Annotated in this window: 7 protein-coding genes; 6 read left to right on the forward strand and 1 reads right to left on the reverse strand. The window is 38.9% G+C overall.

Translation table 11 applies throughout. The features are described 5' to 3' along the window. Nucleotides 1-66: 66 nt before the first annotated feature. The gene (locus CA265_00140; GenBank protein ARS38184.1) at nucleotides 67-1,368 is read right to left on the reverse strand and encodes a hypothetical protein; all 1,302 of its coding nucleotides are present in this window, start codon (nucleotides 1,366-1,368) and stop codon (nucleotides 67-69) included. A gap of 176 nt (nucleotides 1,369-1,544) precedes the next feature. Here CA265_00140 and CA265_00145 point away from each other — a divergent pair, with 176 nt between their 5' ends. The 6 genes from CA265_00145 (at nucleotide 1,545) to CA265_00170 (ending at nucleotide 14,832) form a co-directional block, all read left to right on the forward strand. Further along, the gene (locus tag CA265_00145) at nucleotides 1,545-4,613 is read left to right on the forward strand and encodes a SusC/RagA family TonB-linked outer membrane protein (protein ARS38185.1); all 3,069 of its coding nucleotides are present in this window, start codon (nucleotides 1,545-1,547) and stop codon (nucleotides 4,611-4,613) included. A 10-nt stretch (nucleotides 4,614-4,623) separates the two neighbouring features. Next, on the forward strand, nucleotides 4,624-6,360 hold the full coding sequence (locus CA265_00150; GenBank protein ARS38186.1) for a RagB/SusD family nutrient uptake outer membrane protein: 1,737 nt from the start codon (nucleotides 4,624-4,626) through the stop codon (nucleotides 6,358-6,360). A gap of 41 nt (nucleotides 6,361-6,401) precedes the next feature. Further along, nucleotides 6,402-8,810 carry a hypothetical protein gene (locus CA265_00155; GenBank protein ID ARS38187.1) on the forward strand — a complete coding sequence of 803 codons (2,409 nt, stop codon included), beginning with the start codon at nucleotides 6,402-6,404 and terminating at the stop codon, nucleotides 8,808-8,810. Between the two features lie 710 nt (nucleotides 8,811-9,520). After that, a complete protein-coding gene (locus CA265_00160) occupies nucleotides 9,521-10,117 on the forward strand; it encodes a hypothetical protein (protein ID ARS38188.1) in 597 nt (198 codons plus the stop codon). 157 nt (nucleotides 10,118-10,274) lie between these two features. Further along, nucleotides 10,275-11,267 (forward strand): hypothetical protein, encoded by a 993-nt coding sequence (locus CA265_00165; GenBank protein ARS38189.1) that lies wholly within the window; start codon nucleotides 10,275-10,277, stop codon nucleotides 11,265-11,267. Between the two features lie 181 nt (nucleotides 11,268-11,448). Beyond that, nucleotides 11,449-14,832, forward strand: coding sequence for a SusC/RagA family TonB-linked outer membrane protein (locus CA265_00170; GenBank protein ARS38190.1), 3,384 nt, complete (start codon nucleotides 11,449-11,451; stop codon nucleotides 14,830-14,832). Nucleotides 14,833-14,839 lie beyond the last annotated feature (7 nt).

The raw sequence follows: 14,839 nt of genomic DNA on the forward strand, positions 1-14,839 counted from the left end.
AAGCTTTGGTTTAGCGATTGAATTACGACCGGGGACAATACAATTATACCTGTACTTGTGAATTGATTAAAACCTTTCATTGGTTTTCAGGTCGTAAAGACTTAAGTTTTTAAAAGAACCAATGCCTGCAAACATGATTTTAAAACCCATTAATTTTCCAACAGCATGGTTATATTGAGTTTTAAAGATCTCTTTATTATTGATAATAAGTGACACATGTTGATTCCTGATGCGGAGTTTAACCTTGCCACCTCCGGTAAGATCATATCCAAGCTGTCTTAAATCATCCTTTTCTCCCCTTCTCGCCATTTCCGAAAATTTATATGAGCTCCAAGCCGTACATTCGGGTTTCATTATACTCAGGTTATGACTGTCTCTATCACCAAAAACTGCAATATCAACTTGCGAGCAGCGTACTCCGGCCCGTTCTGCTGAAGTGATAATATCTGCATTGAATTCGAAATTATCAGCACTGATATTTGTGGGTCTCACATTACTATATGATACAAAAAAGGTTTTGTTAGTATCAACACCTGCCGTTGATAGTTCTTTAGCGGTTATCTGATAGTCACTTTCATGAGCAATTTTCTTTAAAATCGGGTATACCCTTGTCGTATCGTACAACATGGTGGCAATAACATCCCATCCTTTGCTTTGAAGATATACATAGGCCGTATCTATCGGTGTATTTTTGTGGTATAGTACCGGGAAATATCTTCCGGGTGTTTCATAATAATGGTTTACTGCTGCATTTGTAGTTGCTGATCTTTTGGTTTTGCCATCTCCAAAGTCGATGAAAAAAGTAGATGAATCGTCAGGCAGATTACCTTTAACAGCCAACTTAAAGATTGCAGAATGCGGACTTTTTCCTTCAGGATTTAAACAGTTCAGCTTTACATTAGTTAGCTCATCATTGTTATGAATAAAGTAGAAAAAGCCGATAGTGGATATGGTAATAATCAGTAACAACACCAGGTATATGTGGTTTTTCTTTTTACCAGGTACTTCTTTTGGTTGAGCATCAGGAGTTGTAGAATTAAGGGTCGATACATCCTTTTCACTTACAGGATGCAACAGTTCAAATTCGTACCAATCCCGGTAACCAATAAATTGAGCCAAAGCATCCCTTGTGGCTTTTTGTGGATAATAGCGCACAGGCGTTTTAAGTTTTCCAAATATGCGTTTAAGGGTGTTTTCACTTAAATGAACCTTTGTTTTCCGGTGAAGCAGGCTACTCAATCTGATGTAATCACTGTTCTTCCAGTCCGAAATGTTTTTTTCGCCAACTTCTTGCGCTACTTTTTTACAGCAAATATCCAGCTGCTTAAAAAAAACAGAATTTTCGGCTTGTACAAACTCATTGTTCATTTGGGGTAATTGTCTGGTTTTTAGCTTGTTGTGCTGTCAATAATATTGGTAAACATTTGTATAGACGGTTAATGTTTTGTGATATAAATCATTGCCTAAGTTTATAAAAGCAAATCACAGGTTCAGAACCATTTGCTGCAAAACAAACTATTTTTTTATAAAACTAACCAAATTTAATGAAAAAAAAACTACTCTTATTTGTGTTGTTTTTGTGTACCTGTTATGCATTAAAAGCACAAACCAGGTCGGTTACCGGGAAGGTGATTGATGCAGGTACCAAAGAAAGCCTTACAGGTGTAACTGTAAGTATACCGGGTACAAAAACAGGTACAACCACTGATGCAAACGGGCAATTTAGCTTAAACGTTCCGACTGGTACCAATAAACTGTTGGTTAGCTATATCGGATATCAGGAACAAACTGTTTCAATTACAGGAACGAATATGACCATTAGTTTAGCTACCGATATCAAAAACTTAAATGATGTAGTAGTTGTAGGTTATGGTACGCAGAAGAAAAAAGATTTAACAGGTGCAATAGCAACGGTTAGCGGACAAGACATTACAAACCGTCAAACTTTGCAAGTATCAGAGGCTTTGCAGGGGGCAGTTCCTGGTGTAAGTGTTACGCGGAACAATTCGGCACCCGGCGCTGGCGCTACGGTACAAATCAGAGGGGTAACTACGCTTAATACCAACGGTCCTTTAGTGGTTGTTGATGGAATACCTGTGAGCAGTATGGATTTGGTTAACCCAAATGATATTGAATCATTGAGTGTACTAAAGGATGCAGCTTCAGCCGCAATATACGGTTCCAGGGGTGCTGCAGGTGTAATTTTAATTACGACTAAGCGTGGTGCCACGGGGGCTTCGAGTATAGATTACAATTTTGAGTATGCTTTGCAAAAACCAACAGCCCTGCCTGAATATGTAAATTCACCAAAATACATGCGCTACTTTAACGAACAGGCCGTTAATGATGGTGCCGCAACAGGTCCATATGCACAGGATGCGATCGACAATTTCGATAAAAACAGATCAGCCACTCCGGATAAATTTCCTTTTGCTGATACTGATTGGCAGGACTTAATTATGACCAATAAGTATGCACCAAGAAAGCAACATGATTTGGTATTTACCTCTGGAACAGAAAAGTTAAAAACAAAAGTTTCGCTGGGTTATCAGGATGTAGGGGCATTTTATGACAACTATAATTACGAACGCTATCAATTTAGGGTAAACAACGACATTAAAATCAGTAATAAATTTAGTGCAACTGCAGATTTAGCCTTTCGGCGTTTAAATAACCTTTCTCCAGTTACTAATCCTTTTAGTGGGCAAACGCCCATTTACGAAGCCAGGGTGATGCCTCCGGTATATGCCGCTTATTATACAAATGGCGCTTATGCCCTTGCCAAAGACGGAAGAAACCCCTTAGCACAGTTAAATGAAGGGGGCACAACGACCTCAAAATCTAACCAGCTTCAAGCAAGATTAGCCTTAAACTTTAAACCGATAGATCATTTAACATTGACTGCGATTGTTGCGCCAACCTTCGACTTTAACAAGAGTAAGGCATTTTCAAAGAAAATCGCTTATACCAATCCCGATGGTAGCCCGAGTGCGGCAAGCAATACATCACTTACCACTTTAGATGAAGATAGAGATGAAATTTATCAAATTACCGGACAGTTTTTAGCTAATTACACCAAAACTTTTAACAACAAGCATAATTTTAGCGCTCTTGCAGGTTACGAAAGCATTTATTCTAATGCTGAATCACTTAGCGCAAGCAGAGATGGCTTCCCTTTGTTAGATTTTCCCTATTTAACAGTCGGTTCAACTGCATTACGTGATAATGCTGGCGGTGCAACCGAGGAAAGTTTACATTCGGTATTTGGCCGTGTGGGTTATGATTTTATGGGCAAGTATCTTTTTCAGGCTAATTTAAGGTTAGATCAGTCTTCAAGGTTTGCCCCAGGTTTTAGAAGTGCAACCTATCCCTCCTTCTCAGCAGGCTGGGTGCTTTCAGAAGAAAACTTTATAAAAGAAGCAAAATGGATTAATTTCTTAAAACTGCGGGCATCATACGGCGAGGTTGGAAACCAACGCATAATTGATCGAAATAACAATGATGTCCAAGTCTATTATCCCTACCAGGCCAATATCGATCTTCGAAATGTTTTATTCTACCAAAACGGTGTGTTAGTTCCGTTAAGTTCTGGAAGCCAGACAGTTTATGCAGTAAATGATATTAGATGGGAAACAACCCGTTCGACAGATGTGGGGTTAGATGCTACGTTTTTAAACAATAGATTAAACGTTACTGCTGATTATTTCAAAAAAAGCACTAAAGATATTTTATTGCAGTTGGACATTCCATTAAACATGGGCTACGATAAGCCACAACAAAATGCGGGCATACTCGATGTAAGCGGTTGGGAATTGGGCCTAAACTGGAAAGATAAAATTAACGATTTTACTTATAGCGCCAGTTTTAATATTTCTGATGCTAAAAGTAATATAAAAAACATGAGTGGTACACGCCAGGAAAGCGGCAGTACTTTAGTTAACATGGAGGGAAGCCAGTTTAACGAATGGTATGGTTATTTGAGTACCGGTATATACCAAACTGCCCCGATAGCAGGTACCGCAAAAACCAGTGCTGCTGTAACTGCTGGCGATATTGGCTATCAAGATATAGATGGCAATGGAATAATTAACGCTAACGATAGAGTGTTATTGGGCGGATCGTTGCCTCGTTACCAATACGGTGGTAATATAAATTTAGGTTATAAAGGCTTTGATTTTGGTATTACTTTCCAGGGAGTTGGCAAAAAATTGAGCCGATTGAACAATGATATCGTTCGGCCTTTCCAGGAACAGTTTGGTAATTTTCCAACCTATCTAGAAGGCAATTTTTGGAGTAAAAGCAATACGACTGAGCAAAACCTGGCGGCAACTTTGCCCAGGTTAACCAATACTAATGCCACGAATAACTACGCTTCATCAGATTTTTGGTTGTTCGATGGTTCTTATTTCAGGTTAAAAAATATTACGCTTGGTTATACTTTCGATAAATATAATGTTTTTCAAAAATTAGGGCTTAAATCAGTGCGCTTGTATATTTCTGCTAACGATTTCTTAACCAGTAGTAAATATCCTAAATATGCCGATCCTGAATCAGGCAATGCAAGTTATCCTATCGTTACTACATTTTTAAGTGGTATAAGTGTTAAATTTTAATCTATACAAAATGAATAAGACCATTATATATACATTTTTGGCTATAGGCTTTGTTACGGCATCGTCATGCAAAAAACTTGATTTATCAGATCCATCTAGCCCGGCTACGGGTAGCTTTTATACGAACCAAAATGAACTGGAACTGGCGGTGAATGATTTATATCGGATAGATTTTTGGACCTCAGCTAAGACAGCTACCGGTACATGGGAAGAATTTTTCTCCGATAATTGTTTTTATAGAGGAGGATCAGGCGGTAATCCTGTTATAGCAGGTAGCCTGGCTTCTGATAATGCCAATGTACAAACCTACTATTTAAACTGTTATAAAGCCATTGCGAGGGTAAATACCTTTTTGGAAAATAAAGACCGGGCAGCAGCAAATACGCCTGCGGCCATTATCACCAGATTGGAAGCAGAAATGCGATTGATCAGGGCATATCAATATACCAAATTAATAACCCACTTTGGCGATGTGCCTTTAAATACCAAAACGCTAACCATAGAAGAGGCCAAAAATGTAAATAAAACCAGTAAAGCTGATATTTATACTTTTTTAAAAGGAGAATATGAGTTTGCCGCACAAAATCTCCCTCAAACTTATGGTACTGCCGTAAAAAGATTAACCAAAGGTGCTGCATTAGCCTTAGAGGCTCGTACTGCTTTATACATGGCTGATTGGGAAACGGCCAGAACAGCATCATTAGCAGTTATGAATTTAACAGGAGTTGGAGCTTATACTTTGAATGCTTCTTATGATAACCTTTTCCAATTAGCTGGGGAACAGAGTGCAGAAATTATATTCAGCATACCCAGAGATCAAACACAACAGGTATTTAGTGTGCCGGATGATATTTTAACACGTAACGCTGGCGGTTTTGGTGCTACTTTGCCAACCCGCGAATTAGTAGATGCGTTCGAATGTACAGATGGGAAACCAATTGATGAGTCTCCTTTGTACAATCCACTAGATCCTTTCACAAACCGCGATCCACGATTAATTGCTACGATAGTTCCATTTTATAATAATTCCCCTTCAACAGTAGTGCCGCGGACGAGTTATTGGTTAGGCTATAATTATAACCCACACCCCGATTCTGCACAGGTATGGAGCAATAAGTTAGGTCGCAAAGTAACTAATAATGATACGCGCGCTGTGGCACCTTTTGCAAGTTTCACCGGTTTTGTATTTAAAAAAGGTGTAGCTCAAAACTGGTCTGACACACATAAAGAAGATAATGATGCCATCATCATTCGTTTTGCAGAAATACTACTTACTTATGCGGAGGCAAAAATTGAATTGGGACAGGCTGATGCTACAGTACTTGATGCCATTAACAAGGTTAGGGCCAGGGCTTATGGTGTACCTGTTAGCCAAACAGCCTCTTACCCGGCGATTACTACTTTAGATTTAACACAACTAAAAAATGTGCTAAGAAGAGAGCGTAGGGTTGAGTTTGCTTTTGAAGGCCTGCGTTACATGGATCTGATTAGATGGAAATTAGCAGAAAAAGCACTCACACGTCCTGTTATTGGCTTACCAGATCCGGTAAACCAAAACAGAGCGAAATGGCCTTTCCCGGGCGTTACACCAATAGATGACGATGGTATTGCCGATTATAGTGGTTTTGGCGCAGATGTTAAAGTTTTATTCCAACGCAACTTTGATAAATCGAAACAATACCTATGGCCATTACCAGCTGTTGAGGTAAGGGCGAATCCAAAATTAACACAAAACCCGAATTACTAACAGATCACAGCCGGAAGTAAACCCTTTCGGCTGCTTTAACCATGCACATGAAAAAAAACCTGATATTAAAATGTAGCACTTTAATAAGTGCTGCCATCTTCACGGCCCATTTGGCACATGCACAACAAAAACCTTTACAGGTGAGTGGGATTTACCCGCATTTAGCCACATTTAACGAAAACTGGGAGAAGCAAAACTGGTTAAAACAGGGAGCAACCAAAAGTTATGGCGACGGGGGCGAAAACGGCATTGGTGCCATTACGCCCTGGGCTGGTAAACTTTGGATGGTAACCTACTCGCCACACATGCCCAAAGGAAGTTCTGATAAGTTGTACAGTATCGACAATAACCTTAATGTGACCATCCATCCGGAAAGCATTGGCGGCACACCAGCAAACCGGATGATCCACAAAGAATCGAACCAGTTAATTACCAGTAACTATTTTATCGATGATAAGGGAAAAGTGAGGGTTATTCCATTCTCGGTGATGCCGGGCAGGATGACCGCAACCACACGCCACCTGAGTGATCCGGCCAATATGGTTTATTTTTACGATATGGAAGGGATGTTGTACGAAACCAATGTACACACATTGGCCGTAAAAAAACTATTTAACAAACCCGTTCCAGGTTGGCATGGTAAAGGCGCTTATACTGCGCAGAAACAACTGGTGGTTGCCAACAATGGAGAGGAAGCCGTTTTTAAGCTTACAAAAGACATGCTTGAAGCCGGAGACTTACCAAAAAATGAGGAGGAAAAGGGCGTATTGGCTAGCTGGGATGGCAAAACATGGAAAATTATCGAACGCAGACAGTTTACTGATGTTACAGGTCCGGGTGGTATTTATGGCTCGCCATCGGATAAAAGCCCTTTGTGGAGCATTGGCTGGGATAAACGTTCCGTGATGCTGAAATTATTAGATGGAGGGCAATGGTATACTTATCGTTTACCCAAAGCTGCCCACACTTACGATCATAGAGGAGGCTGGTATACCGAGTGGCCGCGCATTCGTGAGGTTGGCAACGGTAAAATGCTGATGGATATGCACGGTATGATGTACGATTTTCCTAAAACATTTTCACGGGCAAACAGTGGTGGTATTCAAGCGGTAAACAGTCATTTGCGCTATATTCCCGATTTTTGCAGCTGGAATAATCAGATTGTAATCGCTACTGATGAAACAACTGTGCTGGAAAACCCCATGGCCGGTAGGTCCCAGTCTAATCTGTGGTTCGGGCAATGGAGCGATCTTAAGAACTGGGGTGGTGCAACAGGTTGGGGTGGCCCCTGGGATAATGACCAGGTGAAGGCAAATACACCTTCTGATGCTTTTTTGATCAGTGGTTTTAATAAAAAGGTATTGCACCTTTCTCAAAAATCAAATCAGGCCGTTAGTTTCACCATCCAGATCGATAAAGCAGGCAATAACAAATGGGAAGATTATAAAACCATAACGCTTGCAGCCAATGCCTACCAGTATTTTATCTTTCCTGCTGATTTTAAGGCAACGTGGGTTCGTTTTAAGGCAAACAAAGATTGTAATGCTTCCGCGTTTTTTCATTTTACAGGTAAAATGCACGAAAGTAAAGACAATATGTTTAATAGTTTAGCCGGGATAAGCGAAAAAACGCCGGTTAATGAGAGCCTGATCCGTCCTTCGGGTTACAATAAAAACCTTCAGGTTTTAAACATCTCAAATGGCAAAAAACAATATCAGGAAGTGAACGAGAAATTGTCGTTTTTAAACACTACTGACGATAGTACCGCACAAATGGAGAAACTTCTGGCCCTTAAAAAAAGTTATGAGGTTGATGAGGCATCGATTATCATCAAAGATAAAACCGGAACTTTCCGTTTGCCAAAAGGATCTGATGACTATGAACTTTTCCCTTATCGGGATAAACGGGAAGTGGAATCAGAGCGATTTATGTTAAACGTGCAAGGTACTTTTTATGAGGTGGGCCGCGAATCGGGCTTTAATGCCATTCGTCCGGTTACCACACACCATAAAAAAATAACAGACTTTTGTACCTGGAGAGGTTTATTGGTATTGAGTGGAACCAAGAAAGGTGCACAGGCAGACGGACATTATTTTGGCGACCAGGATAATGGCCTATGGTATGGAGGAATTGATGATTTATGGAAAATGGGCAAGCCAACAGGTAAAGGAGGCGTATGGAAAAATACCACTGTTCAAGCAAATGATCCTTCATTACCTTATTTAATGACTGGCTATGACCAGAAAAAAGTAAGCATTACCGCCGATAAAGAGGTGAAAATTACACTTGAAGTTGATTTCGATTTAACAGGCTTTTACCCTTATAAAACCTTTACGCTAAAAGCCGGAGAAACCATTAATTATACATTCCCTGATGGTTTTAGTGCACACTGGATAAGGGCAACTGCAAATAAAGACTGCCAATCGACGGTAACGTTTACTTATTGGTAATAAAGATTAGAATTGCAGTATATATCAAGTGTTTTTATTATTCTGATTATTAGGGTTTTATGTGTACATATTTTTGGATAGGTACTGGATAAGCTTAAATTATGAATTATGATGGAGAGCACTTATAATTGCACACCAATTGGATATTAGGGATATCTAGTGAGCGTCGTTTAGGGATGATAGCGCAATCAATACAAGGGCGTTCTAGCCCTTGTACTTGATTTAATTTGATCGCTTTTTCGATAATGATAAATTCTTCTCTTTCATTTAACCCTTACTTGATTTGCAATTAATATACCTGATGTACTTTTGAACTATAAATATTTGGTTAGTATTTATAAGGTTTAGTTGATTAATAAAAGCCACGATGTGTTCATTGTGGCTTTTTTACGTTTTAACCGCCATCATTTTTAATTCTTATTACTTCACGCAATTAAAACAGCTTTCCTGTTTCCTGATTGGTTGAATTTTGGTTGCATTTGAGCAATGATGTAAATAAATCCTGTTTTATTTAATTTAAAGTGCTGTATTTAGGGTTTTATTGTCAAATTGCATCCTGATTGGTATAAATAATCAGATTTTTTTGTAGTCTTACCGAAATTATAGCTTCAAATAGAAGATGTAACTGAAACCATTGCAGGTTACCTTTTTGCAAGCCAAAAATGCTTCATCAACCTGGAAAACCTGCTTTGAAAATATTATATTAGTATATGCAAATTAAGGAATTGGGAGAGGAACGAGATTTAATGCTCAAAATAGCTGTTGGCGATCAACAGGCCTTTCGCTTGATCTTTGATGCTTATAAAAATAAAGTTTTTTCATACGCCAACCGGTACCTGAAATCTAAAGAAAGAGCTGAAGAGGTCGTTCAGGAAACCTTCCTTAAAATCTGGTTAAAGAGAGAAAGTCTGGGCACAATTGAAAACTTTGGTGGATACATTCGAAGAATAGCTGTTAATCTTACTTTAGACTCCCTTCGGGCTATTGCCGCTGAAAATAAAACAACAGACTTGCAAAAAGTGGTTTGGATGGAACAGGACACCGGAACCGAAGATACCATTATGCGAAAAGATGCGGAAAGTTATGTTGATCAATTACTGGATAAACTACCCAAACAGCAAGGACTGGTTTACCGGATGTGCCATATTGAAGGTATGAAACAAAAAGAAGTTGCAGAAATACTCCATATTGCGCCCGCTACTGTTAAGGTTCATTTAAGAGAAGCCCTAAAAACATTACGAACCATGGTAGATAAAAATAATACCATACCACTTATATCTTTCGTTTTTATCGGATTGCTAAAATAATGTAATCCATTCCTGTTTTATATCGCTTTTCTTTTAAATGTGGTTGGAGTTTTAAAATATTTTAAAAAAAAATATTTTTTGACTACCCCTTTTTATGCTTTTCAAACGTCAACCTTTAAAACGAACATAATAATATCTTTTCTATATCGCCATTTGTATGAAAAATGAAGAAATAAGTGAACTTCTGGAGAAGTATGCTCAAAATACTATCTCAGAAGAAGAAAAGAGCGTTTTATTTAATCATCTTAACGCCTCAAACAATGTTGAATTTGAAAAACGCTTCATGGAAAAAGATTGGGATTTATTCCAATCGAACGAAACTATAGCAGAAAGTAAGGCCAATACAATTTTTAATGAAATTGTTGGTGAGGAAGAAAAAAAGTCATTTAAATTAAATTTTGCCTGGATAGGTTGGGCTGCTGTATTATTGATTGCCGGTTTTTCTACTTTTTATTTTTTAAAGCCTTCAACGCAAAAAATAACGGCTAAAGCTAATGTAGCAGTACTTAATGTGGTGGCAGAAACGGAGCATAAAAAAATTGTATTACCAGATGGGAGTACCGTGATATTAAACAATGGGGCAGTGTTGCTGTATCCCAAACATTTTGATGGAAATACCAGAGAGGTTACCCTAAAAGGTGAAGGCTATTTTGATATCGTTCATGATCAGGCTAAGCCATTTATTGTTTATGCGGGAAAAGTGAAAACAACCGTTTTAGGTACTGCTTTTAATATTAAAGCTATTGAGGGGCAGAAAGTTGTGATCACGGTAACCCGTGGAAAAGTAAGTGTACAGGATCATCAAACACTATTAGGGGTACTTACGCCTAATCAACAGCTCACCTTTGATGAGAAAAGAAAAATGCCAAGTTTGACCAAAGTGATCTCGCAAGAGGTTGTAGACTGGCAGGCAAAAGATATTTTCTTTGAAGACATCACGATGAAGGATGCTATTGAAGTATTGGCTAAACGCTTCGGAACCAAAATTACTTTTGTAGATGATCATGGTAAAAACTGTCGCTTTACCACAACTTTTCAGAAAGGAGAAAGTTTAGAGGAGATTTTGCAGGTAATAACTTCTTTTAATAATGCAACATACGCAACCAAGGCCAATGAGATTTTTATTTCGGGTAAGGATTGCAATAATTAAATAATCAATATCAACTAAAACCAAACAAACCAAACTACATGAAAGAACTCTACTATTTCCACATTTGATGAAAAAATCTCCCTGTCCTTGCGAGACAGAGAGATAAAATTTGCACTGTTCCAGCTGGAATTGGAACAGGATGTATTAAACAATTTAGGCATCATTTAAAACATTTAAAATTATGAAATTTTCTGCACAATCAGCAGAGGGCGGGAATCCCTGTAAGAAATTTTTCGCTTCTAAAAAATCACGATATCTAATTCGTCAGATTATGCGTTTAAGCTTTGTACTAGCTATAATAACCTTTACCACCTCTTCATTAATCTTTGCTTCTTATACCAAAGGTCAATCGATCGCCAATACAGAAGTTATACTTGGATTAAATCATGAGAGTGTATTTTCTGCTATTGAAAAAATTCAAAAGCAAACACCTTTTATCTTTATTTATAGAAATACCGATCTTAAAGAATTAAAGGAAATCAATATCCCGGTTCAAAAACGTACCGTTCAGGAACTGCTTGATGTGCTGTTTAACTCCAAACGTTTTAAAATAACCCAGTTAAATAACAGGATTTTAATTTCATCGATAAAACCGGAAGTTAAAGCTCTGCCGGTTGATATCCGGATTTCAGGTATTGTAGTAGATGAGGATGGCGTTCCCATTCCCGGTGTATCAATAATACTGAAACAAAACAATAAGGCAAGTACAGCGACTGACAGAAACGGCCAGTTTGGAATTAATCTTCCCGATGAAGGAACCAAAGTGCTTCTTTTTACCTGTATCGGCTATCAGAATACAGAACAGGTGATTGGCGCAGAAAATTCGTACAAGATTGTAATGAAACCTTCGGTAGGTAGCCTGAATGAGGTGCAGATTATTGGTTACGGTACAACAACCAGAAAAACGAGTACAGGATCTATTGCTTCTATTACGGCAAAAGAGCTTGAAAAACAACCTGTTGGTAATCCATTAGCTGCACTATCTGGCAGAATGTCGGGCGTATTGATTGCGCAGAATAATGGTGTTCCGGGTGGAGCCGTTCAGGTGCAGATCAGGGGCCAGAATTCGCTTAGCTCTGGAGGGATTCCCTTGTATGTGATTGATGGTGTCCCGTTTACCAATTTTAATGGAGGCTCGCCTGCAACAGATAACTTAAATGCTTTTGGAACGTCGGGGGCCAGTGGAGGTGTAAGTCCTTTTAGTATGATCAACCCTTCTGATATTGAGCGTATCGATATTTTGAAAGATGCTGATGCGACTTCAATTTATGGATCAAGAGGTGCAAATGGCGTAGTTTTAATTACGACTAAAAAAGGAAAATCGGGAAAAGTAAAAGTTGGTGTAAATTTTAGTTCAGGTTTTACTGAGCTCAACCGCTTTATACCTACGTTAGATTTGCAGCAATACCTGGCGTTAAGAAAAGAAGCTTTTAAAAACGATGGTGTTACCCCTACGGCTACCAATGCGCCAGATTTAACCGTTTGGGACCAGAACAATTCTACCGATTTTCAAAAACTGCTCATTGGAAACCGGGGCCACATTACCGATGTTCAAGGATCAATGTCGGGTGGTAACGAGCAAACCCGTTTTTTCTTTAACTCGGCATACCGCAGAGAAAGTACCGTTTTTTTAGGCGACAATAGCGATAAAAGATTCTCGTCGAGACTAAACTTAGATCATAGCTCTCTAAATAAGAAATTCAATGCTTCATTTTCGGTGAGCTATAGTAACGATAATACCAACATACCAACCTCTGATGTATCATCGGTATATAATCTGCCGCCAAATCTGCCACTTTATGATGCCGCGGGTAAATTATTCTGGGCTACTGGTTTTACAAATCCTTTGGCCAGTTTATTAAGAAGATATAACGGGGTAACGAATAATTTAATCGCCAATGCCAATCTTAAATATACCATTTTTCCAGGTTTAACGGCTAAAACTAATTTTGGTTATACCAATACCAGGCTCGAGCAGGTTGCCACTACACCTGCATCATCTCAAAATCCGGCCAACAACCCAACAAGTTCTGCCAATTTTACCAACCTTAACGCCCAGAACTGGATTGTGGAACCCACTTTAGATTATGTAAAAAACATTGGGGAGGGCACATTAACCGCGCTTATCGGAACAAGTTTTCAGCAAAATACCTCAAATGGGCTTTATCTTTCCGGAACCAACTATAGTAACGAGGCGCTATTGGGCACATTAGGAGCTGCAGGTACCACTACGGTATTGTACAACAATATTATTAAGTATAAATATGATGCTGTTTTTGCCAAACTAAATTACGAATGGAAAGAAAAATACCTTTTCAATGCTACATTTAGAAGAGATGGTTCTTCAAGATTTGGTCCGGTTAACCGTTTTGGTAATTTCGGAGCAGTTGGTGCAGGCTGGGTATTCTCTCAGGAAGATTTTGTAAAAGATAACCTACCCTTTCTTAGCTTCGGTAAATTGAGGGGAAGTTACGGAACAACAGGTAACGATCAGATTTCTAACTTTATTTATCTGCCTTTATACTCGAGCACTACAGCTTATCTGGGAAATGCGGCTACGAGTATAGCAACACTTCCAAATGAAGATATTAAATGGGAAACGACTAAAAAATTAGAATTTGCCATTGATTTGGGTTTCCTAAAGGATCGTATTTCATTTACGGCCAATTATTACAGAAACCGATCATCAGATCAGATTACATTTAATGCCTTGCCAACACAAAGCGGATACAACAGTTATACCACCAACCTTCCGGCGTCTATTCAGAATAAAGGTTTAGAATTGGAGCTTAACTCAACAAATATCGTATCAAGCAATTTTTCGTGGAAAACTTCGGCAAACATTACCTTCACCGATAACAAATTATTAGATTTTCCAAGTCTTGATAAGTCGTTTTATGCTTCAACTTATGTAGTTGGTGAATCCATTAATCTGATCCGTCTTTACCATTACCTGGGTGTAAATCCAGCCAATGGAACCGCCATGTTTGAAGATAGAGATGGGGATGGAAGTATTACGACAAATGATCGTTACGTAGCTGATTTGGGTACGCCATTCTTTGGAGGATTTAACAACACGTTTACTTACAAAAATTTCGAGCTGGGTATATTTTTTCAGTTTAACCACCGTTTTGGCGTAACCAAGATTTTAAATACCAGGCCAGGTGCATTGGTAAACCAGAATAATTATTGGGCCGGCAGGTGGTCGCCTACCAACACCAGCAGTGATATTCCAGGTGCTTCTGCTACGCCAGGTACAGCCATTTATGCCTCATACAACAATTATACATCGTCTGATGCGGTTTACGGAGATGCTTCTTATTTAAAACTCAGATCGGTTAATTTATCGTATTCGTTACCAGCCGAATGGCTTAAGCATATCAAGATGTCTGGTTGCAGTGTGTTTGTTCAGGGACAGAACCTCTATACCTGGTCGAAAAACAAATATATTCTTGATACCGAAACCACCGTTCAAGGCGGACCTTCAGGCTTAGGTACCGGTACAATTGGTCAGGTTTTGCCTCCGTTAAGAACAATTGTTTTTGGTATTAACTGTTCATTTTAACTGATAA

The sequence above is a fragment of the Sphingobacteriaceae bacterium GW460-11-11-14-LB5 genome, assembly GCA_002151545.1.
In the GTDB taxonomy this organism is placed as follows: domain Bacteria; phylum Bacteroidota; class Bacteroidia; order Sphingobacteriales; family Sphingobacteriaceae; genus Pedobacter.

Coding starts and splice junctions, on each gene's coding strand:
- CA265_00140 (ARS38184.1), bottom strand. CDS start 1,368: ATGAACAATGAGTTTGTACAAGCCGAAAATTCTGTTTTTTTTAAGCAG.
- CA265_00145 (ARS38185.1), top strand. CDS start 1,545: ATGAAAAAAAAACTACTCTTATTTGTGTTGTTTTTGTGTACCTGTTAT.
- CA265_00150 (ARS38186.1), top strand. CDS start 4,624: ATGAATAAGACCATTATATATACATTTTTGGCTATAGGCTTTGTTACG.
- CA265_00155 (ARS38187.1), top strand. CDS start 6,402: ATGCACATGAAAAAAAACCTGATATTAAAATGTAGCACTTTAATAAGT.
- CA265_00160 (ARS38188.1), top strand. CDS start 9,521: ATGCAAATTAAGGAATTGGGAGAGGAACGAGATTTAATGCTCAAAATA.
- CA265_00165 (ARS38189.1), top strand. CDS start 10,275: ATGAAAAATGAAGAAATAAGTGAACTTCTGGAGAAGTATGCTCAAAAT.
- CA265_00170 (ARS38190.1), top strand. CDS start 11,449: ATGAAATTTTCTGCACAATCAGCAGAGGGCGGGAATCCCTGTAAGAAA.